A 20,987-nucleotide genomic window follows, 5' to 3' on the forward strand; every position below is an offset into this window, starting at 1 on the left:
GCGCATGGCGCGGGCGCGGCGCATGGCGCGGGCGCGGCGCATGGCGCGGGCACGGCGCGGCAGGGGCACGGGCGGAGTGAGGCGCGGGCGCGGGGCACGGGACGGGGCGACGCCGGGTGGGCTGCGTAGGCTGGGCGAGTGCCGAAGGAGCCGACGATCTACGACGTGGCTCGGGAGGCTGGGGTGGCGGCGTCGACGGTGTCGCGGGCCTATTCGCGGCCGGGGCGGGTCAGTGCTCGTACGGCCCGGGCCGTCTTTGAAGCCGCGGAGCGGCTGGGTTATCGGGCGGATCGGTTGGGCGGGCCGCGGACCTTCCCGACGACCAAGGCGATCGGGCTGGTTGTCGCGGACGTGACCAACCCGTTCTACGGCGAGATCATCAAGGGTGCGTACGAGGCGGCGCGGGCCGAGGGCTACATGTTGATCCTGTCGCACACCGGTGAGTCGGCGGAGCGGGAGCGGGAGACGATCGAGGGCGAACTGGGGGCGGTGGACGCGCTGGTCATCGCCAGTTCGCGGATGAGCGACTCGGCGCTGCGGGTGGTCGCCAAGCAGAAGGCGACGGTGCTGCTCAACCGGGTCATTCCGGAGGTCGCCTGCCTCATTCCGGACAACCCCCGGGGCGTACGCGAGGCGGCCGAGCACCTGGCGCTGCTCGGGCACGAGGGCGTCACGTACGTGGCCGGGCCCGAGGAGAGCTGGTCCGAGGGGGTCCGCTGGCGGGCCCTGCGGGAGGCGGCGGGTGAGCTGGAGCTGACCGTACGCCGGCTCGGGCCGAACCCGCCGACCATGGCGGCCGGGTTCCGTGCGGCCCGGCGAGTGGCCGAGCTCGGGGCGAGCGCGGTGCTGGCCTACAACGATCAGCTCGCGATCGGCGTGATCAAGGGCCTGCGCACGCTCGGGCGGCGGGTGCCGGGTGACGTCAGCGTGGTCGGGTTCGACAACATCCCGTACGGCGAAGTGGTCGAACCTGCCTTGACCACCGTGGCCGCGCCCTTGCGGCACATGGGTGAGACCGGCGTCCGTAACTGCCTGGCCGTGCTGCACGGCGCGCGTCCGGGCGCGCCGCCGCTGGTGTTGCCGGTGAAGTTCATCGAGCGGCAGTCGACCGGCCGCGTCGCGGGCTAACCGCCGGTCGGGTGGTACTCGCGGCCGGCCGGCGGCTCGCCCGGGGCCGAGGCCGGGGCGTGCTGGAGACCGGTGATCAGGGTGTCGACGAGGAAGGTGAAGCTGCGGTTGACGTCGCGGGGCAGGCCGAAGCCGCCGGCCGCCTCGATGCTGGCGAAGCCGTGCAGCGAGGAGCGCAGCACCCGGGCCGCGTCGACCGCGTCGGTGCCGTGCAGGTCGAAGCCGGCCAGCACGTCGTACATGATCTGCATGACGTCGTTGCTCACCTGGCGGTGCTCCTCCTCCTCGGCGTCGCCCGGGTCGGGGGCGCGCACGGTGGCCTCGTAACGGCCGGGGTGCTCGAGCGCCCAGCGGCGGTGGGCCTCGGCGAACGCTCGGACCGCGTCCGGGCCGGACCGGCCGACGGCGGCCCGGAACACCGCGTCGGTGAACTCGCGGATGGCCAGGACCGTGATGCCGCGGCGCAGCGCCTCCAGCGAGTCGACGTGCTTGTAGAGCGAAGGGGTGCGCACGCCGAGCCGCTCGGCCAGCAACCCCATGCTGAGCTTGTCGAAGCCGACCTCGTCGGCCAGCGCGGCCCCGGCCTCGATGACCGCGGCCGGGGCCAGGCCCGCCCTAGGCACGGGCGTCGGCCTGCAGGAAGGTGAGCATGAGGGACACCGTTTCGTCGGGGAACTGCGCGTGCGGGTAGTGCCCGGCGCCTTCGATCATCTCAAGGCGGGCCAGCCCGGCCGGCATCGCGGTGACGATCGCCTCGCCCTCGGCGCGCGGGTCGGCCCAGTCCGGGTCCAGCGTGCCCTCGACGATCAGAACCGGGCAGCGCACGTTGCCCAGCTGGGCGCCGGCGTCGGCCGGGGACGTCTGGGTCATCTTCTGCAGGGCCTTCATCCGGCCCGGCTCGCGCAGCATGGCCTCGGTCGCGGCCAGGTCGGCGGACCAGTCGGCCGGCTTGCGGCCCGGGTAGGCCAGGTCGAGGTAGCCCGTCCAGGAGGACAGCCGCCCCATCATGGTGCCGGCCATCTTGAGGGTGCCCTTGCGGTAGGCGCTGTGGGTCAGGTCGCCCAGCTTGAACGACTGGGCCCGGGTGAACGGGGCCAGCTCGACGACGCCGCTGATCAGATCGGGGGCCTGGGCGGCGGCGATGGTGGCGGCGCCACCGGAGATCGAGTGGCCGACCAGCACGGCCGGGCCACCGAGGTGGCGGATCACCGCGATCAGGTCACCCGCGATGTCGGTACGCGAGTAGGAGGGCCACTGAGCGCTGGATTCACCGGCCCCGCGCAGGTCGACCGTGGCCACCCGGTAGCCGGCCTCGATCAGCCGGGGCGCGACGAAGCGGTACGCGCTGCGGCTGTTGCCGATGCCCGGCGCGAGCACGACCAGCGGCCCCTCGCCGGTCACGTCGTACGCGATGGTGCCGCCGTCGATGGTCAGGAACTCGGTCATCGTGCATCTCCCAGCTTGGCTATTTGCGTTAGCTAGAGGCTAACGCGATTAGCCAACGCCGTCAACCGCGAGGGTTTTCCCTGATTCGCCGATAGACGGTCATAGATAGCGTCACTCGTGTCTCACCCGGCACCGGCCCGCACACCCCCGACGGGCCGGGGAAGGAGCACGCACCATGCCACGAATCTCCCTGACCATCGCGCTGGCGGCCGGAACCGCCGCGGCCGGCGCGCTGGTCGCGGTGTCCGGTCCGGCCGCGGCGAAAGCGCCCACGCCGTCCGTGGACGCGGTCGCACAGGCCGACGCGGTGGTCGCCGCCCGGCCGGCCGCCCTGCTGGCCGGCCGGAACGACACGTTCCATCGGAGCCAGGTCATCAAGTCGCAGGGCCTGACGTACGCGGCGTACGACCGCAACTACAAGGGCTTCCCGGTCAAGGGTGGCGACTTCGTAGTGGTCACCGACGACGCCGGCCAGACCCGGTACACCTCGGTCGCGCAGAGCAGCCCGATCGGCGAGCTGTCGACGGTGCCCACGATCTCCGAGGCCGCGGCCGTCGCGACAGCCAAGCAGCAGCTCAAGACCGTGAGCGGCGTCGAGACGACCCGGCTCGTGGTGGTGGCCCCCGAGGGCCAGGCGGCCCGGCTGGCCTACGAGACCACGGTCAACGGCACCAGCGCCGAGGGCGTCAGCCGGCTCACGGTCGACGTGGACGCGGCGACCGGCAAGGTGCTCTCCACCGAGGAGCACGTCACCGAGGCCACCGGCACCGGCACCGGCTGGATCAACGGGTCGGTGTCGCTCAACACCACCCAGTCCGGCTCGACGTACTCCCTCAAGGACCCGTCGACCACCAACCTGAGCTGCCAGGACGCCTCGACCCGGGTGACCTTCTCCGGCTCCGACAACGTGTGGGGCAACGGCAACGGCACCAACAAGGAGACCGGCTGCGTGGACGCGCTCTACGTGGCGCAGAAGCAGAAGGCCATGCTGTCGGCGTGGCTGGGCCGTAACGGTCAGAACGGCTCCGGCGGCGCCTGGCCGATCCGGGTCGGCCTGAACGACCAGAACGCGTACTACGACGGCACCCAGGTCCAGATCGGCAAGAACACCGCCGGCAAGTGGATCTCGTCGCTCGACGTGGTCGGCCACGAGCTGGGCCACGGCATCGACGACAAGACCCCGGGCGGCATCTCGAAGGGCGGCACCCAGGAGTTCGTCGCCGACACGATCGGGGCGGCCACCGAGGCGTACGCGGCCAACCCCAACGACCCGTTCGACTACCAGGTCGGCGAGGAGGTCAACCTGGTCGGCAGCGGCCCGATCCGGTACATGTACAACCCCTCGCTCGCCGGTGACAGCAACTGCTACTCCAGCAGCACCCCCGGCTCCGAGGTGCACGCGGCCGCCGGCCCCGGCAACCACTGGTTCTACCTGCTGGCCCAGGGCAGCAGCGGCAACGGCCAGCCGGCCAGCTCCACCTGCAACGGCACCACGGTGACCGGGCTGGGCATCCAGACCGCCACGAAGATCATGTACAACGCGATGCTGCTGAAGACCTCCAGCTCCTCGTACGCGAAGTACCGCGTGTGGACGCTGCAGGCCGCCAAGAACCTCTACCCGGGCAGCTGCACCCAGTTCAACGCGGTCAAGGCCGCCTGGAACGCGGTCAGCCTGCCGGCCCAGTCCGGCGAGCCCACCTGCTGATCCTTGTTGCACGGGCCGGCGCTTCCCCCGAGGCGCCGGCCCATTTTCATGATTTTCCGCCCTTCGTCGCGTATTATTGGGCTCCGCCACCGGCCTTTTCGGCAATTCTCCGGAATCCTTGCTCGATCCACTTCGAACCACTAAAAATGGCTTAGTGGACAGTACGGAGATCCAAAAGCTGGTCGCGCTCGAAGATCGCCACTGGTGGTACCGGGAGCGCCGGGCCCTGCTCGCCCGAAACCTCCGCCGACTGCCCGGAGTTCCTGGTCGAGCGCTCGACATCGGCGCCGCGGGCGGCGGCAACACCCGGGTTCTGCAGCGCCACGGCTGGTCACCGATTGCCGTCGAATACGGCCACGATGGCGCCCAAGCCGCCCACGACCGCGCATTACCCACCGTGCGCGGAGATGGCCGACATCTTCCCTTCGCCTCGGAATCGGTCGATCTGGTGGTGGCCTTCGACGTTCTGGAACACATTGACGACGACGAGCGGGTGGTCGCCGAAATGCGCCGGGTCCTCCGCCCCGGCGGCAGCGCCCTGATCACCGTCCCGTGCGACATGAAACTGTGGTCGGCCCACGACGAGGCGGTCGGCCACCTCCGCCGGTACACCCGCGGCACCCTGCGCACGGCCGTCGAGAGCGGCGGCCTGGAGATCGAGCGGATGTGGAGCTGGAACGTGCTCCTGCGCCCGGCCGCCGCCTACACCCGCAAACGGTCCACCAGCAGCGACCTGCGCAAGATGAACCCGCTGGTCAACGCGGCGCTCACCACCGTCATCGTCAGTGAGCGCTTCCTGCCCGTACAGTCGCTGCCCGGCGTCTCGCTGATGACCCGCGCCTTCCGCAGCCACTGACGCCGGGGCCTGGTGGCCCCGGCGTCAGACCTCACGGGCAGCTGACCAGGGTCTCCCCGGCCGTGCAGATGTCGGTGCCGGGACCGCCGTCGAGCTTGTCGACGCCGGGACCGCCGGCGAGCGTGTCGTTGCCGGGCCCCCCGTAGATCGTGTCGTTGCCGGTGTCACCCTGAACAGTGTCACTGCCGGAACCGCCGTAGACGACGTCGTTGCCGCCGAACGAGTTCACGGTGTCGTTCCCGGCCAGCAGACAGATCACGTCGTTGCCGGCCCCACCGGCCAGGAAGTTGTTCCCGGCCGTGCCGATGATCGTGCAACCCTTGGCGTTGTCGACCACGGTGTTCTGCACGGCGGTGTTGTTGCCCGCGACCGGATCGGCGAGCGTCCCCGCGACCTTGGCCGTGGCGACAACCGTGCCGGTGGCCTGCGGCTCGACCGTGAGCGTGATCGCCGCCGACGCGCCCTTGGCCAGGTTGCCGATGGTGCAGGTGGCGGTCGTCCCGGCGATCGAGCAGGTGCCCTGCGTGCTGGCGGCGTCGAGAATGACGCTCGCCGCCCCGCTCAGCGTCACCGTGGTGGTGACACCGGTGGCCGCATCCGGCCCGCTGTTGGTCACCTTGCTGGTCGAGACGAAGGTGCCGGCCAGCGCGACCGGGTCGGCCGAGTCGGTCGTCGTGACGCCCAGATCGGCCGAAGGCGCCGCCTTGATCGTCGTGGTCGCGCTGCCGGTGTTGTTGGCCTGTACGGGATCGGCCTGCTCGGCCTCGACGTCAGCCTTCGCGGTGATCGTTCCCGCCGCCGACGGCTTGACCGTCACCGTGATCGTGGCCTCGGCCCCGTCGGCCAGACCGCCGATCGTGCACACGCTGGCCGCACACGTCCCCTTGTCGCTAGTCACACTAACGACGGCCCGGGCCGCCCCGTCCAGCCCGATGGTCCCCTTCACACCGGTGGCGGCATCCGGGCCGCTGTTCTTGATCACCGCCTTGTACGTGTAATTCGTACCGACCTCGACCGGATCCGCCGGGCCCGAGGTGATCACGCCCAGGTCGGCCGCCGGTGGCAGCTTGATGACGGTGCTCGCGCTGCTGGTGTTGTTGGCCACGGCCGGGTCGGTCTGGTCGGCCTTGACGTCGGCCTTCGCGGTGATGGCGCCGGCGGCCGTCGGCCTGACGATCACGGTGACCGTCGCGGTGGCGTCCTTGGCCAGGTTGGCCATGGGGCACACGACGACGTTCTCGCCGTTGATGTCGCACAGGCTGCCGTGGTCGTTGACCGCGGACTGGATGGTGCGGGCGGCGCCGGTCAGGGTGACGGTGGCCTCGGCGCCGGTGGCCGCGTCGGGGCCGTTGTTCTTGACCACCGCCTTGTAGGCGTAGTCGGCGCCGACCTCGACCGGGTCGGTGGGGCCGGTCGTGGTCACGGCCAGGTCGACCGACTTGGCCGGGGCGACGGTCGTGATCGCCTTGGCGGTGTTGTTGGTTCGGTCGATGTCGATCTGGCCGGACTTCACGGTGGCCGTCGCCTCGATGGTTCCGGCCGCCTGCGGCTTGACCGACATCGTGACGGTGGGTTTGGCGTTCGCCGCGAGGGTGGGCCAGGTGCAGGCCACCGTGGCCGCGTTGACGGTGCAGGAGCCGCCCAGGCCGGTCGACGCGAACTCGATGGTGCGGGCGGCGCCGGTCAGGGCAATGGTGGCTTCGGCGCCGGTGACCGAGTCCGGGCCCAGGTTGGTCACCGGGGCGTTGTAGCGGAAGGCGGTGCCGGCCTCGGCCGGATTGGCAGTACCGGTGATGCTGACGCTCAGGTCGGCCCAGGGCGCGGTCACGCTCGCGACCGCCACGCCGTACGTGGTGTCGAGCCCGGTGGCCACGGGACTGAGCGTGTTGTTCGACGTGTCGAGCACACGCGAGTTGTTGCCGAGCCCGCTGAAGTAGACCCGCGAGCCGTCCGCCGTGGGAGCCGCCCCCAGGAAGGTGGGGCTGGCTACGGTGTTCTTGGAATTGTCGGCGGTGTCGATGACCGACAAGGCGCCGCCGGCGTGGCCGATGTAAAGATGCGCGCCGTCCGGGCTGATCGCCGCCGTGTAGCCGGGCGTGGGATCGGCGAACTGACCCTCGACCGCCAGGGTCGAGGTCTTGATCATCGTCACCTGACCGCCGCTGTAGCTGGTGACGTAGACACGGGAGCTGTCGGGCTTGATCGCCGCGGCATAGGGGTCGACAACCGGAATGGCCTTGATCACGGCATCGGTCGAGGTGTCGATCACCGAAACGGTGTCGGACCCGAAGTTGGGGACATACGCGAACCCGGTCGGCGCGATCCACACACCCATCGGGTCGTTCCCCACGGGGATCGTTTTGATGACCGCGTCGGTTGCGGTGTCGATCACCGACACGGTCGAGGCGCTCGAGTTGGCGACGTAGAGCTTCTGCCCGTCGTTGTAGAACTCGGCGTGACGGGGGCCGAGGCCGACCGTGATCGTCTTGACGACGGTGTTGGTGGTCAGGTCAATTTTGGACAGCAGGTTCGTCGAGAACTGGGAGACGTAGGCGGTCTTCCCGTTGGGAGCGACCGCGATGTTGAGCGGCCCGGCGCCCCCGGCGAACGTGCCCACCACGGTGCCGTCGGCGGTGTCGACGACGTTCACCGCGCCTTGGCCGTTCTTCATGCCGGTGAAGTAGGCCAGCGTCTTGGTGACCGCGGCGGCCGGACTGGCCGGCAGCACGGCCACGACCATGCCGGCGAGCAAGCCCGCCACCGCGACGAACGGCACTCTCCGCCGGGAGCGTCCCGGCGCGGTCACATCGGTATTTTGCATGCGCGGAATATACCCAAAAACGGACAAAAGCTACCGCCGGTAACGCTGCACGACCACTCCGCTGTCGTACGCCCGGGCACTCATGAAGGTGAAGGCCCGCACCTGAAAGTCTCGCGTGAAGAGCGGCCGCCCGGATCCGATCACCACCGGGTTCACCTTGAGGATCAGCTCGTCGATCTCCGGCAGCAGCGCCCCGGCGAGCTCTCCCCCGCCGCACAGCCAGATGCCCCGGCCGTCGCGTTCCTTGAGTCGCCGTACGTAGCTCACCGGGTCCTCGTCGACGACGGTGACCGTGGGGTCGGGGGCCGAGCGCATCGTCCGCGAGAAGACATGCTGGTCGAGGTGCGGGTAGGCGCTGGTGAGCCCGGCCGCCGCCGCCGGCTCGTAGGTGTGCCGGCCCATCACCACACTGTCGAACCGCTTGTTGGGCACGTCGGCGATCCCCAGCGCCGCCCGCGCGTGCACCGGGAACGTCTCGGGGAACTCCTCGATCAGGCCCGCGAAGTGGTCCCCCTCGACCGGGAAGAAACCGAAATCCCCGTCCGGCGCCGCGATGAAGCCATCGACGGTGACCGCCACGTAGTAAGTCAGTTCGCGCACGACTCTCCCTCGGTAACCACTACATCTGTCGTGGTCAACGTAGCACGGAGCTATCCTGCTCCGGTGCCCCGGAACCCCGAACGCCGTGCTCAGCTCGCCGACGCCGGCCTGCGTGTCCTCGCCGCCGAGGGGGCCCGCGGCCTCACCCACCGATCGGTCGACCGGGCGGCCGAGGTGCCGCCGGGCACCGCGTCGAACTACTTCGGGTCGCGCGATGCGCTGCTGGTGGCGCTGGGCCACCGCGTCTTCGAACGCCTCACGCCCGACCCCGCGCGCTTGGCCGCGTTCGCCGGTCGCGAGCCCGACCTGAAGCTGTTCACCGACTACATGCGCTACATCGTCGAACGCGCCACGGCCGAACCCGAGGTCATGCTGGCGCTGATGGAGCTGCGCCTGGAAGCCACCCGCCGGCCCGGCCTGGCCGAGCTGCTCGGCGACATCCTCCAGCGCGGCTACCGGGCCGACGTGGATTTCAGCCGGAAGGCGGGCTTCCCCACCGGGCCCTTCGACATCGCCCTGATGCACTACGCCATGGACGGCCTGCTCCTGGACCTCCTCACCCCGTCGATCAACGCCGGCCGCTCCCCGGAGGAGATCGTGGAGGCGCTGACCCGCCGCCTGATACCGGCTGGCCGGTAGCGGCGGTTTGCAGGTGGCGCCGATGGCGGGGCCGCCCGCGGAGACGACCGTGGGCGGTAAGAGAACCCCGGAGGGAGCCAGACCGATGACCGACCATGTAATGCACACCGGCTCGCACGTGGCGTGGCGCCACGTGTCCGTGGCCCAGCGGACGCTCGCCGTGCTGACCGCGGCCCTGCTCGCCGTCGACGCCTTTGTCCACCTGCATGACGCCGGGCAGTACGACCAGTTCCATTCATCCGTGATGAGCGAGGGAACACTCTTCCGCATCCAGGGCGTCGTGGCGATCGTGGTCGCCCTCGCGGTGCTGATCGCGCCGAGCGTACCGACCTGGATCCTGTCCCTGCTCGTAGCCGGAAGCGCCGCAGTGGCGGTGACCCTCTACACGTACGTCAATGTCGGTCAGCTGGGCTTCCTGCCCAACCTGTACGAGAACACGTGGAACGCGCCCGGCAAGGTGGGCTCGGCCGTGGCCGAGACGATCGCGGCCCTGCTCTCCATCGCGGGCCTGGTGCTCGCCGTACGGGCCCGCCGCCGCTGAGAAATCTTCCGGCCGGGTGCCGAATGGAGCGGGCGCCGATCGACGCGTTGCTGACAAGGCACCCGGATCTACTTCGACGGCGAGGCAAGACCGGGGTGGACGGGCCGTTCGCCCGAGACCAAGGAGCTGATCGCCGGCTTCTACCTGGTCGAGATGAAGTCGCGCGAGGAGTGCGTCGAGTGGTTCAAGCTGTACACGGCCGAGGACTTCGGCCACGAGTTCACCGCCGAGCAGCGGAAGGCCGTGGCCAAGCGGGAGGAGAAGGCCGCCGCCGGTTATGCCAGCTGACACCCACCGCACGATCGAGACGGTCTAGCTCGAGGAGTCCACTCCGGACATCGGCGAGCAGGTCGTGGCCGAGGCCGACAGCTTCGGCGACGACCTGCTGCGGCTGGTCTTCGTGGCGTGTCACCCCGCGCTCTCCACCGAGGCCCGGGTCGCGCTGACCCTGCGGATGCTCGGCGGGCTGACCACCGACGAGATCGCCCGGGCCTTCCTGGTGCCGGAGGCCACGGTGGCTCAGCGCATCGTCCGGGCCAAGAAGACCCTGGCCAAGGCCCAGGTGCCGTACGAGGTCCCGAGCGGCCCGGCGCTGCCGGCCCGCCTGTCCCCGGTCCTGGAGGTCGTGTACCTGATCTTCAACGAGGGTTACTCGGCCACGGCCGGCGACGACTGGATGCGGCCGGAGCTGTGCGCGGAGGCGCTGCGGCTGGGCCGGGTGCTGGCCCGGCCTTCCCGGTCCTGCGCGACAATCACCTGCTGCCCAGCGTCCGCGGCGGCCTCCTCACCCGGCTGGGCCGACCCGTCGAGGCTCGCGCCGAGTTCGAGCGGGCGGCCGAGCTGACCCGCAACCAGCGCGAACGCACCCTGCTCCGAGCCCGCGCCGCCGCCTGCAATGCCGGCCCCGCGCAGGACGCCCGCCCCGCGCAGGACGCCCGCCCCGCGCAGGACGCCGGCCCCGCGCAGGACTCCGGCCCCGCCCGCGGCGCCGGCTAGGAACCGGTCAGGGGCTGCTCGACGGTGCACCACCAACTCGTCCGGCCGCCGACCTTGCTCATGGCCATCGGGGCGCCGTCGCGGGGGCAGTGGCCGCCCGGCCGGCGGAACGGGATCACCCTGAGGGTGTGCACGCCGCCGTCCCGGATCGCCGCCCGGACGGCGCTGCGGGTGGCCCGCAGCAGGTGGACGACGTCATCGGGGGTGAGGCGGTCGACGCGGCGGCCCGGGTTGATCCGGGCCGCCCACAGAATCTGATCGGCCAGCAGGTTCCCGATGCCGGCGATGGCGTCCTGGTCGAGCAGCCGCGCCTTGACCGGGGCGGTGCCGAAGCCCAGCGCCGCCCGGAACTGGCCCGGCGTGACCGTCGCCGCGTCCGGGCCGAGACCCTCGACCGGCGGGTCCAGGCGGACGCGGCCCAGCCGCCGCGGGTCGACCAGCAGAAGCCGGCCGCCGTCGGCGAACGTCAGCGCGAACCGCGACCACCGATAGTCACCCGGAACCCGGCGCCCCTCCCAGTAGTCGCCGCCGTCGATCTCGCTGCCGTCCGGGTCGGCGATCACGATCTTGCCCGACATGCCGAGATGGATGCCCAGCTCGGGCCCGTCGTCGCTGGTGTCGCACCACATGCTCTTGCCCCGGCGATGGGCCGCGGTCAGCTCCCGCCCGAGCAGCGCGTCCCGGATCTGACCGGGAAGATGAGGGCGGCAGACGTACGAATCGGAGTCGTCGACCTCGACGATCTTGCGGCCGAGGCCGGACCGTTCGATGACCGCGCGCGCCGACTCGACTTCCGGCAGCTCCGGCATTGATCCCTCCGCGAGGTCAGCAGGCGGACCGGCCGCCCAGTTTCTCGGTGCTGTCGCGCTGGTACCCCACCTCGGCGCCGCCACGCAACGTGATGCTGTTGCAGCGGTGACTGGCCGGCGCGGAATGACTGACGAAGCTGGCCGTGCTCACCGTGTTGCCGTCGAAGGTTACGTTGGTCAGGTCGCCGTCCAGAATCGGCGGGTCCTGCGAACCCGTACTGCTGATGGTGTTGCCCGTGACGGCGATCTCCGCGTCGGCGATGGCGAAGGTGCCGTCGGTGTGCAGCACGAGCCCGCCGTGCGATTCGCGGAACGTGTTGTCGCGCAGCCGGATCCCCCGAGCCGAGGAGTCGGGCCTGTCCGCGCCGATCTCGAGGATGCCCTGCGTGTTGGAGCCGGTGTTGTCGTGCACGTCGAGGTCGTCGGCGTAGTTCCACACCTCGACGAAGCCGCCGTCGTAACCGTAGTCGTTGCTCGGGGCCCGGCAGTTGGTACAGCTGCTCCGGCCGATGTCGACGCCGTTGGCCTGCACGGCGAAGCCGAACGCGCCGTAGTCGTCGTCGCCACCGGGCGTGTCCAGCACCATGTGCAGGTCACGGACGGTCACCCCGTCGACCGAGGCGCCGGTCGCCTTGAGCAGCACCCCGACCCCCGCGTGGTCGATCGTGCTGGACCGGACCGCGCCGCGCTCGCCCTGGATCTCGACGGCGTTGCCCTTCGCGTTCGTGACCCGGACGTTCTCCAGAACCTGGTTGGCGCCGGTCAGCACCACGACGCTGTCGGCGTCGGCCATCCCGCCGTCGATGACCGGGAGGGCCCCGGAGCCGTACGCCGTGAGAACTGTGCCTTTGCCCTGAAGCTGAATGGTCGTGGCCGGCCAGGTGCACCCGCGGGCCAGCTCGATCACGGCGCCCTCCCGCGAGGTGGCGGCCCCGATGCTGCGCAGGGGCTGGGCGAGCGTGCCCTTGTTGCTGTCGTCGCCCTTCTCACAGTCGACGTGGATGCCGTTGTCGGGCGTGGGCGAGGGCGCCGGTTTCGATGTCGGGGTCGGTGTCGGCGCCGGCGACGTGATGTAGGTCGCCGGCCCCAGCTTGGCGGCGACAGACGACGGCGAGGCGGACTGGCTCACGGAGCGCACGGGCGCGCTCACGGGAGTCGTCCCGGCCGGGGCAAAGCCGACAAAAACCAGCGCGCCGCCCAGCGACACCGCCGCGGTGGTCAGGGCCAGCGAAAGGCGGACACGTCGGCTGGGCATCGGGCCACCCTACCTGACCTGCACCGTTGCCATATCGACCAAGATCAGCAGCGGGCGATGGCGGCAATCTGGCAAAGGCCCATAAGCCGGTAGAAGCCGAAACCGGAGACATAGGCTTTTGTCGATGGCCTGCCGGACGCGAGGCGGGTCGGCGCGCTGAGGTTCGCACTCTTCGACCGAAATGATCAGCTACGGGGGTATTCGATCATGCCCGGTTCGCTTCGCCGCGTGGCCGTGGCCGCCGCGCTCACCCTGACCATGGCCGGGCCGGTCGGCCCACCGACCGCAGGTTGCGCACCGCGATCGCCGGCCGTCGCCGCGCCACCGGCCACCGCGGGGTCACCGGTCGCCGCGGGGTCACCGGCCACCGCAGGACCGCGGGCTATCGCCGGCTAACGGCCACCGCGCGGTCGGCCACCGCGGCGACGCGGGCGATCGCCGGGCCAACGGCCACCGCGGGGTCGGCCACCGCGGCGACGCGGGCGATCGCCGGGTCACCGGTCGCCGCCGGGCGCAGGGCCACGAATGACAACATCGTCGGCATCGCGCTCGGGGAGGAGGCCGCGGCCGCGATGATCGAGTTCCGTCGCGGTGACGGCTCGGACCGCGTCGCCACCTGGCCCATCGGCACCGCGCCGGGTCAGTGGCGGCCCACTCCCCCGGGCTTCGCCCAGGAGCCGTGACGTTCATCGACGCGGTTTCGGTCGGTGAGCTGTTCGGCGCCCACCTCGCCGTCGTCAAACCGTTCGTCATCCGCCGCGCCACCGACTTCCGTACGGCCGGACCGCCCGCCCTCGGCAGCGCCGCCTACGCCCGCGACCTCAACGAGGTCGAGGCCCTCGGCTCGACCGCCGGCACGGTACGCACCCGTGACCAGACCGAGTCGGCCATCTGGTGGCACGACCTTGACGCGAGTGCCGGCGGCCTTCCTCGCCGCCGCGGCCGAGTTCGCGGCCGGAGTGCCTAACCCCGGGGTGCGGGTGCCGGCCCTTCGGTCAGCAGCCGAGGCGGGTGCAGGTTGTGGTGGGGCCCGGCGCCGGGGTGGTTTGGGCGTCGGGGGCGATCTTGTAGGTGATTTTGACGCTCGTGGTGCCGCCGGCGGGGGTCATGTCGATCAGTTGGGGGCCGAAGGGGCGGTCGCCGGCGGAGCAGAACTTGCTGGAGGAGCCGGAGCGGGTGGAGCCGTCCGGGCCGGTGGCGGTGATCTCGACCAGGCGGCAGCCGCTGGCCACGTGGTTGTTGCCCTCGAAGAGGATGGAGGGGCCGATCCAGGTCAGCGTCCCGGAGGCCACGCTGTTGCCGTAGACCAGGCGGAACGGCCTACGGTCGACCGGCGAGCAGCCATCGGCCGGGGTGCAGTTGACCGCGGTGATCACGCCGTCCGTGGTCGACCAGTAGGTGACGACGACACTGGCCGCGCCCTGCGGGAAGCTCAGCGAGCCCTGGAAGACGCGGGTGCCGTCGGCTTCCACGCCCGCGCACAACGGGCTCGAGGTGCCTCGCTGCCGCGAGCCGTCGTTGCCGGTGGCGAGGAATTCGACGTAGCGGCAGCCGCTCTGGACGTGGTTGCGGCCGGAGAACACCAGGGCGTCGGCGTTCCAGGCCAGGTCGCCGGTGGCCACGTTGGACCCGTTGGGCAGGGTGAACCGCGGGATGGCCTGGCCGCCGGCCCAGCCGGTGTCGGGGATGCGATTCTGAAGCGCGGGCGAGACGGTGTCGAAGATCCCCCAGTAGTACTGGCCCCAGGCTTGATCCGGCTTGCCGGTGGCCGTGCTCACGTGGCTGAACGCCTCGGCCCCGACCCAGCCCTGGAAATCCCCGGCGTCGTCGATGATCTGCAGCATCGGCCGCGGGTGGGAGTTGTAGAGGTAGCAGTCGGCGCCGCCGGCCAGCAGCATGCACCAGTACTCCTCGGTGTTGCGCCGCCCGCCGCCGACCTCGGCGATGTAGCGGGCCCGGTCCTTGTCCGGGTTGGTCTCGGAGCTGCACGACGTGCCGTGCTGGACGAAGCCCAGACACTCGGTGCCGGAGCACTTCTGCCACGGGTTCGCGGTGTTGTCGCCCTGCGCGCCGCTGAAGGTGAAGTTGCCACCGGCCCACTGCCGGTCGAGCAGACCGCCGTTGGTCAGCAGGAAGGTGCCGCGGTAGCGCTTCGAGTTGTACTTGCTGTCGTTCACGAGCTCGCTCATGCTCACGCGGGTCGCCGAGTCGAGAGCGGTGTTGCTGCCGTAGCCGACCCCGAACGTGGCGCTGTAGCTGCTGAACTCACCGGCCACCGGGTCGGGCACGTCCGGGTTGTTCGTGCTCCCCGTGTTGGCGTAGTAGGTCGGGCTGGTGATCCGGGCCAGCTTGCCGTCGACCAGCCCCGCCTCGACGGTCCAGGTCTCGCGCAGGTCGGCGATGTCCTTGCCGTCCCGGTCGGTCTTCCAGGTCACCACCAGCCGGCCGGTCGCGTCGTAGTCGAAGCTCCCGCGGAAGCCGCCGGTCGGATCACCTTGAAAGCCTTCGACCGTACGGACGTAGCAGTGCGGGACAGTCCCCGTACAGTCGGCCTTGACGGTGTTGACCCGCTCCGGGCTGTCGGCCTCGTTCCAGGTCCAATAGTTGGTCTCGGCCGTGCCGTCGTCGTGGAAGACGTAGTAGCCGAGCCGCACCCAGTTGCGCGGATCGTTGTTGTTGGTCAGGCCGCCGACCGAGACGACCCAGTTGGCCTTGCCGCCGGGCAGCGCGGGTGGGGCGGCCTGCGCGGCCCGGGGCGCCACCAGCATCGACACGAGCAGGGCGATCAGACTCGACACCACGAGCGCGCGTTGTCTCATGGCGGCCCATCCTAAATAGAGTGGGGCGTGCGCGCTGCCCGCCTCATCAACCTCGTCCTGCTGCTGCAGTCCCGCGGCACCCTGACCGCGGCCGAGCTGGCCGCCGAGCTGGAGGTGTCCGAGCGGACCGTCTACCGCGATGTGCTCGCGTTGTCCGCGGCCGGGGTGCCGGTCTACGCCGAGCAGGGCCGGGCCGGTGGGTACCGGCTGGTCGGCGGCTATCGCACGCGCCTGACCGGGCTGAGCCGGAGCGAGGCGGAGGCGCTGTTCCTGGCCGGGCTGCCGGGTCCGGCGGGTGACATGGGGCTCGGCGAGCCGGTCAAGGCCGTACGGAGGAAAGTGCTGGCCGCGCTGCCACCCGAGCTCCGGACGGCGTCGGAGGCGGCGGGGCAACGCTTCCACCTGGACGCGCCGGGGTGGTTCCGGGAGAACGAGCCGCCGCCGGCGTTGACCGAGCTGACACCGGCGGTCTGGCAGGATCGGGTGCTCACGGTGGCGTACCGCCGCCGTGAAGTTGTCACCCGCACCGTCGAGCCGTACGGTCTCGTGCTCAAGAACGGCACCTGGTACCTGGTCGGCAAGGTGTCGGGCGCCTTCCGGACCTATCGGGTCGACCGCATCGAGTCGGTCGAGGCCGGCGAGGACACCTTCGAGCGCGACCCGGCCTTCGACCTGCCCGGGTTCTGGGCCGAGCGCGCGGCCGAGTTCGTCCGGCAGATGCTCGGCGAGACGATCACGATCCGGCTCAGCCCGGACGGCCTGCGGCAGCTGCGGTTCGTGGCCGAGCCGGTGGCCGTGCGGGAGGCGCTGGACGCGGCAAGCGAGCCGGGCCCGGACGGGTGGGTCCGCACCCGCCTGCCGGTCGAGTCGCTGGACGTCGCGTACTCGTACGTCCTGCGTCTGGGCCCGGAGGCCGAGGTCCTCGAACCGCCGCCGCTGCGGGCCCGCCTCGCTGCGGCCGCGCGCCGGACCGCCGAGCTCTACCGGTAGCCGGTGACGTCCGCGGGCTTGCCGGGGTCCTGCACCTCGACCAGGTAGCGCCAGGCGTCGGGCCGGCTACCGTCAAGATCGGTGAAGCCGTACGCCTGCGCGAGCTCACCGCTCGACACGGACCGGCCGTTCCAGCGGGCCCGGTCCGGGTCCGCCGCCAGCGCCGCCACCGCCCGGCCGACGTAGGCGGGCGTCTCCGAGATCGCGAAGTGCGGCTCCTTCGCGGTGGCATCACGCCAGTTCTCCTCGCGGACGCCGTAGTGGTCCAGCATCATCTCCGAGCGCAGCCAGCCTGGGGTGAGCGCGACGGCCGTACCGCCGTGGTCGGCCAGCTCCTTGGACCAGACGAAGGCGAGCCGGTTCACCGACCACTTGGCCAGGTCGTAGAAGACCGACAGCCGGTAGTTGGTGGAGTTGTACTCGGTCGTCCCGTCGCCGATCTCCAGGACCAGCCCGCCCGGCCGCCGGATCAGCAGGGGCAGCGCGTAGTGGCTGGTGATGATGTGCGTGTCGACGGCCTGGCGGAGCAGCTTCTGCCCGGCCTCGAGCGACTGTTCCCAGACCGGCTTGTTCCAGGTGGTCAGCGGGTCACCGCCCCACACGTCGTTGACCAGGACATCGAGCCGCCCCTGCTCCTCGTCGATCCGCCGGACGAGCCGCTCGACCGGCCCGGCCTCCAGGTGGTCGACGGCGATCCCGACGCCGGTGCCGCCGGCCGCCGTCACCAGCTCGGCCGTCTCCTCGATCGTCTCCGGCCGGCCCATGGCCGAGGGCCGCTCCCGCGTGCTGCGCCCGGTCGCGTAGACCGTCGCCCCGGCCGCGCCGAGCTGCACCGCGATCTGCCGGCCGGCCCCGCGCGTGGCCCCCGCGACGAGGGCGACCTTTCCGCTGAGTGGTTTCGTCATGAGCCCGATCCTGCGCCGAAAACCTGACAGCGGGTGTCCGACTTTCCCGGGAACATCCGCCGGCCGGGCCATGCTGAACCTGTGGTGATCAACCTTTCGCTGCTGGACCGCTCCCGCACCCGGGCCGGCGAACCCGAGCCGGCAGCCCTGCGCGGCACGGTGGCGCGGGCGGTCCAGGCGGAACGGCTCGGCTACGGCCGGCTCTGGGTGGCCGAGCACCACGGCGTCCCCGGCATCGCCGGTTCGGCCCCGTCCGTGCTGCTGGCCGCGGTGGCCGGTGCGACGACGACCATCCGGATCGGCTCGGCCGGGGTGATGCTGCCGCACCACCAGCCGTTGGTCGTGGCCGAGCAGTTCGCCACGCTGTCCGCCTTCGCACCGGGCCGGGTCGACCTGGGGCTGGGCCGGTCGCCCGGCTTCACCGCCCCGGTCCGCCGCGCCCTGCGCCAGCCCGACCGCGACCGCGCGCCCAGCTCGACCACCACTACTGGCCCAACCTCCGCCGCCAGCCCAGCCTCCGCTGCCAGCCCGGCCTCCGCTGCCAGCCCGGCCTCCGCTGCCAGCCCGGCCACCACCGCCAGCCCGGCCACCACCGCCAGCCCGGCCACCACCGCCAGCCCGGCCACCACCGCCAGCCCGGCCACCACCGCCAGCCCGGCCGCCGGCTCGGGCTTTGCCGCCGACCTGGCTGAACTGCGTGGCTTTCTCACTGGGACCGCGGAGATCGGCCTGCACCCGCAGCCGGAGGGCCCGATCCCGCTCTACGTGCTGGCCACCGGCAGCGGGCTGCAGGTCGCGGCCGAGTTGGGGCTTCCGGTGATCGTCGGCGGACCGTTGCTGGGCGTCGGTGGCGACCCCGCGCCGGGCCTGGAGGCGCTGGCCCGTTACCGCCGCGCTTTCCGGCCGTCGGAGCAGCAGGCGCAGCCCTGGGTCGCGGTCAGCCTTGACGTGCTGGTGGCCGACACCGCCGCCGAGGCCGCCGATCTGCTGCTGCCCGAGGCTTGGGCGATGGCGCAAAGCCGTACCACCGGGGTCTTCCCGCCCTTGGAACCGGTGGCCGCCGCCAGAGCCGCCGCCCGGACCCCGCGCCAGCAGCAATATCTCGAACGGACGGCCGCCGCGGCCGTCGCCGGCACCTCGGCCCAGGTGGAGAGCCGGCTCGGCGAGCTGATCGAGCGAACCGGCGCGGCCGAGCTGGTCGCCGCCGGCAGCACCTTCGACCGGGCCGCGCTGGCCGCCTCCGACGCGGCGCTGGCCGCCCTATTCCAGCCCGCCCGATGACCAGGGCGCCCGATGACCGGGCCGCCCGATGACCAGGGCGCTCGATGACCAGGGCGGCCGATGACCAAGGCGGCTGAGCCGTCAGCTCGGATTGGCCTGTGACATCAGGAAGCGGGTCACGGCCGGCGTGAACTCGTACGCCAGCTGGGGCACGTGGCTGCCGCCGTTGATCGTCCACGACTCGACCGTGGCGCCGCCGGCGCAGTCGTCGCCGGACGTGCGTACCGTCGTCTCCGGCCCCGGCAGATCGGTGACCAGGTCGAGGGCGGGGGCGTCGCGGACGTCCCCGGCGCACCGGTCGTAGCCCCGCCACCGGCTGACCGTGGTCGCCGCCGACGGGTAGTCGCCGGTCCCGTTCGAGCCGCCCTCGAACGCGATGGTCTCGTCGGCGCTGCTGTGCACGGCGAGCACGCCCACCGGCTCGGACGGCCGGCACTTGTCGGCGTCGTTCCAGGTGGCGCCGTTGAGCGAGACGATCGCGGTGACCTGATCGGCGTGATCGCAGGCCATCCGAAACGCCATGAAACCGCCGTTCGAATGGCCGATCAGATAGACGCGGGACCGATCGATCCGGTACTCCTGCTGCATCGCGGCGATGAGCTCGCTGAGATACCGCGAGTCGTCGGGTTCCGGGCCGTAGAAGGCGCAACACGCGTCGGTGGCGTTCCAGAACTGGTCACCCCGGTCGTCGACTGTTCCCTCCGGCCGGGCGTAGACGAACCCCAGCCGCTCCGCCTCCTGGCCGAGCTTGAAATACGCCTCCAGCTCGTTCGCGTTCGACGAGTACCCGTGCAGCCCGATCACCAGCGGCGGGGGCCGGACCGGGTCGTACGACTCCGGCACGTGCACGTTCACCCGCCGGCCCCCGAACTCCACCGCGCCGGTCCCGTGACTCTTCGGCCACCGGATCGGCTCCGGCTCGTCCGGTGTCGAGCCGCACCCCATCGTCACCATGACGGCCACCGCGGCCACCCACCACCTGTGCCGAGCCATCACGCCTCCCCCGGACGGGTGCGCCGCCGAGCGTACCGGGCCCAGGCTCACCGCGGGATCGGGCGATAGACCAACTCCTGGGTGCGGCCGTCGAAGGTGCGGGATTCGAGCAGCTCCAGGTCGAAGTCGCCGGCGCCGCCGAGGACGGGGCTGGTCCCGGTCCGGCCCGAGATCACCGGGAAGATCGTCACCTGGAGCCGGTCGACCAGGCCGGCCGCCATCAGGGCCCAGTTCAGGGACAGGCTGGCCTGCGACCGCAACGGCACATCGGACTCCTCCTTGAGGCGGCGCACGATCTCCACCGCGTCGCCGCGCACAATCGTCGCGTCCGGCCAGCCGAGCGTGTCCGTCAGCGTCGACGAGATCACCGTGGCCGGCATGCGCATCGTCCGGCGATTCCACTCGTCCAGCGCATTGGGGTCGAGCCCGGCCGACATGATCTCCGCGTTCTCCCGGAACGTGGTCGCCCCGAAAACCATCCGCTGCTCGGTGCCGAACAGCCCGGCCCGGTGCGCGAGCAGCTCAGGCCCCTGCTTGCTCCAGTAGCCACCCCAGTCGGCCCCCTCGGCGTACGACCCGTAGCCGTCGAGGGTGGCGAAGACGTCCCAGGTGTAGAGCGCGCTCATGTCAGTTCCCTTCGTAGTGGGGCGGGTCTCACCTACTCCACGAACAGCCCCCACTCGATCCGACAGCTTCCACCGGACTGGCGCACTTCGACCGGGACCGCCATCGTGTCACCCATGGTGAACTGGGTGGACGGGGCGATCGACAATCCACGGCCGGCGTCGGACACGGCGGTGCGGCAGGCGCAGGACGAACTGGAGGTCGCCCTGCCTCCGGAGTTCCTGGCCGTCGCCCAGACTCATCAGGGCGCCGCCCCGGTTCCCGCCTCGATCGACCTGCCCAACGGCTTCGGCACCGCGGTCGACCACCTGCTCCATTTCGAGGATTCCCCGTTCACCAGCAACATCGTCGCCGCCGTCTTTCCCCTGCTGGACGTGCTGGATGAGGGCATCATCCCCTTCGCCGCCGACGCCGGCGGCGACTTCTTCTGCTTCGACTACCGCGCCGACGACAATCACCCGTCGGTCGTCTTCTGGAGCGTGGACTGGGGCGTTGTGCCGCTGGCCCCGACCTTCACCGACTTCCTCGGCCTGCTGCGTCGATAACGAGCAGCCACCGCCCGGTCTCAGGGCGGTGGCT

At 71.2% G+C, this 20,987-nt stretch carries 22 protein-coding genes; 12 read left to right on the plus strand and 10 right to left on the minus strand.

Features of this window, described 5'->3' with window-relative positions:
• Nucleotides 1-138 precede the first annotated feature (138 nt).
• Nucleotides 139-1,128, plus strand: a complete 990-nt coding sequence (locus AB0J66_RS29085) for a LacI family DNA-binding transcriptional regulator (protein ID WP_364667104.1) — start codon at nt 139-141, stop codon at nt 1,126-1,128.
• Here AB0J66_RS29085 and AB0J66_RS29090 read toward each other — a convergent pair.
• Both AB0J66_RS29090 and AB0J66_RS29095 read right to left on the minus strand, forming a co-directional pair.
• Nucleotides 1,125-1,751 (minus strand): WHG domain-containing protein, encoded by a 627-nt coding sequence (locus tag AB0J66_RS29090; RefSeq protein ID WP_364667107.1) that lies wholly within the window; start codon nt 1,749-1,751, stop codon nt 1,125-1,127. The genes AB0J66_RS29085 and AB0J66_RS29090 overlap by 4 nt on opposite strands.
• Complete coding sequence (locus AB0J66_RS29095; RefSeq protein WP_364667109.1) at nt 1,744-2,574, minus strand: alpha/beta hydrolase; 831 nt, start codon at nt 2,572-2,574, stop codon at nt 1,744-1,746. Before AB0J66_RS29095 ends, AB0J66_RS29090 begins: the two co-directional genes overlap by 8 nt.
• 175 nt (nt 2,575-2,749) lie before the next feature.
• On the opposite strand from AB0J66_RS29095, the gene AB0J66_RS29100 reads away from it, so the two are divergent.
• The gene (locus AB0J66_RS29100; protein WP_364667112.1) at nt 2,750-4,279 is read left to right on the plus strand and encodes a M4 family metallopeptidase; all 1,530 of its coding nucleotides are present in this window, start codon (nt 2,750-2,752) and stop codon (nt 4,277-4,279) included.
• A gap of 154 nt (nt 4,280-4,433) precedes the next feature.
• Nucleotides 4,434-5,135 (plus strand): class I SAM-dependent methyltransferase, encoded by a 702-nt coding sequence (locus AB0J66_RS29105; RefSeq protein ID WP_364667114.1) that lies wholly within the window; start codon nt 4,434-4,436, stop codon nt 5,133-5,135.
• Between the two features lie 31 nt (nt 5,136-5,166).
• Here the strand turns inward: AB0J66_RS29105 and AB0J66_RS29110 are convergent, their stop codons facing one another.
• Nucleotides 5,167-7,956 (minus strand): CARDB domain-containing protein, encoded by a 2,790-nt coding sequence (locus AB0J66_RS29110; protein WP_364667117.1) that lies wholly within the window; start codon nt 7,954-7,956, stop codon nt 5,167-5,169.
• A gap of 30 nt (nt 7,957-7,986) precedes the next feature.
• Nucleotides 7,987-8,556: a dihydrofolate reductase family protein gene (locus AB0J66_RS29115; RefSeq protein WP_364667118.1), complete on the minus strand. Its 570-nt coding sequence runs from the start codon at nt 8,554-8,556 to the stop codon at nt 7,987-7,989.
• Nucleotides 8,557-8,619: 63 nt separating this feature from the next.
• Here AB0J66_RS29115 and AB0J66_RS29120 point away from each other — a divergent pair, with 63 nt between their 5' ends.
• The 4 genes from AB0J66_RS29120 (at nt 8,620) to AB0J66_RS29135 (ending at nt 10,580) form a co-directional block, all read left to right on the plus strand.
• A complete protein-coding gene (locus AB0J66_RS29120; protein WP_364667121.1) occupies nt 8,620-9,195 on the plus strand; it encodes a TetR family transcriptional regulator in 576 nt (191 codons plus the stop codon).
• An 85-nt stretch (nt 9,196-9,280) separates the two neighbouring features.
• A complete protein-coding gene (locus AB0J66_RS29125) occupies nt 9,281-9,736 on the plus strand; it encodes a hypothetical protein (protein WP_364667124.1) in 456 nt (151 codons plus the stop codon).
• Between the two features lie 153 nt (nt 9,737-9,889).
• Nucleotides 9,890-10,024, plus strand: coding sequence for a hypothetical protein (locus AB0J66_RS29130; RefSeq protein ID WP_364667126.1), 135 nt, complete (start codon nt 9,890-9,892; stop codon nt 10,022-10,024).
• A gap of 64 nt (nt 10,025-10,088) precedes the next feature.
• Nucleotides 10,089-10,580, plus strand: a complete 492-nt coding sequence (locus AB0J66_RS29135) for a DUF6596 domain-containing protein (RefSeq protein ID WP_364667129.1) — start codon at nt 10,089-10,091, stop codon at nt 10,578-10,580.
• A gap of 148 nt (nt 10,581-10,728) precedes the next feature.
• On the opposite strand, the gene AB0J66_RS29140 is transcribed toward AB0J66_RS29135, so the two are convergent.
• Nucleotides 10,729-11,541, minus strand: a complete 813-nt coding sequence (locus AB0J66_RS29140) for a DNA-formamidopyrimidine glycosylase family protein (RefSeq protein WP_364667132.1) — start codon at nt 11,539-11,541, stop codon at nt 10,729-10,731.
• Between the two features lie 16 nt (nt 11,542-11,557).
• On the minus strand, nt 11,558-12,796 hold the full coding sequence (locus AB0J66_RS29145; RefSeq protein ID WP_364667134.1) for a hypothetical protein: 1,239 nt from the start codon (nt 12,794-12,796) through the stop codon (nt 11,558-11,560).
• A gap of 290 nt (nt 12,797-13,086) precedes the next feature.
• On the opposite strand from AB0J66_RS29145, the gene AB0J66_RS29150 reads away from it, so the two are divergent.
• Nucleotides 13,087-13,479, plus strand: a complete 393-nt coding sequence (locus AB0J66_RS29150; protein WP_364667137.1) for a hypothetical protein — start codon at nt 13,087-13,089, stop codon at nt 13,477-13,479.
• Nucleotides 13,476-13,763, plus strand: coding sequence for a hypothetical protein (locus AB0J66_RS29155; protein WP_364667140.1), 288 nt, complete (start codon nt 13,476-13,478; stop codon nt 13,761-13,763). The genes AB0J66_RS29150 and AB0J66_RS29155 overlap by 4 nt, the downstream gene beginning before the upstream one ends.
• Before the next feature lie 28 nt (nt 13,764-13,791).
• On the opposite strand, the gene AB0J66_RS29160 is transcribed toward AB0J66_RS29155, so the two are convergent.
• A complete protein-coding gene (locus AB0J66_RS29160; protein ID WP_364667142.1) occupies nt 13,792-15,615 on the minus strand; it encodes a hypothetical protein in 1,824 nt (607 codons plus the stop codon).
• A 27-nt stretch (nt 15,616-15,642) separates the two neighbouring features.
• On the opposite strand from AB0J66_RS29160, the gene AB0J66_RS29165 reads away from it, so the two are divergent.
• Nucleotides 15,643-16,605: a YafY family protein gene (locus AB0J66_RS29165; protein WP_364667145.1), complete on the plus strand. Its 963-nt coding sequence runs from the start codon at nt 15,643-15,645 to the stop codon at nt 16,603-16,605.
• Here the strand turns inward: AB0J66_RS29165 and AB0J66_RS29170 are convergent.
• Nucleotides 16,596-17,510, minus strand: coding sequence for an SDR family oxidoreductase (locus AB0J66_RS29170; protein ID WP_364667148.1), 915 nt, complete (start codon nt 17,508-17,510; stop codon nt 16,596-16,598). The two genes, AB0J66_RS29165 and AB0J66_RS29170, sit on opposite strands and share 10 nt — an antisense overlap.
• 81 nt (nt 17,511-17,591) lie before the next feature.
• Between AB0J66_RS29170 and AB0J66_RS29175 the strand changes: the two genes are divergently transcribed.
• Entirely contained in the window at nt 17,592-18,791 is a 1,200-nt protein-coding gene (locus AB0J66_RS29175) for an MsnO8 family LLM class oxidoreductase (RefSeq protein ID WP_364667151.1), read from the plus strand.
• A gap of 81 nt (nt 18,792-18,872) precedes the next feature.
• Here AB0J66_RS29175 and AB0J66_RS29180 read toward each other — a convergent pair whose 3' ends face one another.
• Together AB0J66_RS29180 and AB0J66_RS29185 are read right to left on the minus strand one after the other, a co-directional pair.
• Nucleotides 18,873-19,784, minus strand: a complete 912-nt coding sequence (locus AB0J66_RS29180) for an alpha/beta fold hydrolase (protein ID WP_364667152.1) — start codon at nt 19,782-19,784, stop codon at nt 18,873-18,875.
• A gap of 47 nt (nt 19,785-19,831) precedes the next feature.
• On the minus strand, nt 19,832-20,410 hold the full coding sequence (locus tag AB0J66_RS29185; protein ID WP_364667155.1) for a dihydrofolate reductase family protein: 579 nt from the start codon (nt 20,408-20,410) through the stop codon (nt 19,832-19,834).
• A gap of 114 nt (nt 20,411-20,524) precedes the next feature.
• On the opposite strand from AB0J66_RS29185, the gene AB0J66_RS29190 reads away from it, so the two are divergent.
• Nucleotides 20,525-20,953, plus strand: coding sequence for an SMI1/KNR4 family protein (locus AB0J66_RS29190; protein WP_364667158.1), 429 nt, complete (start codon nt 20,525-20,527; stop codon nt 20,951-20,953).
• The last annotated feature ends 34 nt before the right edge of the window (nt 20,954-20,987 follow it).

This window comes from Actinoplanes sp. NPDC049598 (assembly GCF_040675435.1).
Lineage (GTDB): Bacteria > Actinomycetota > Actinomycetes > Mycobacteriales > Micromonosporaceae > Actinoplanes.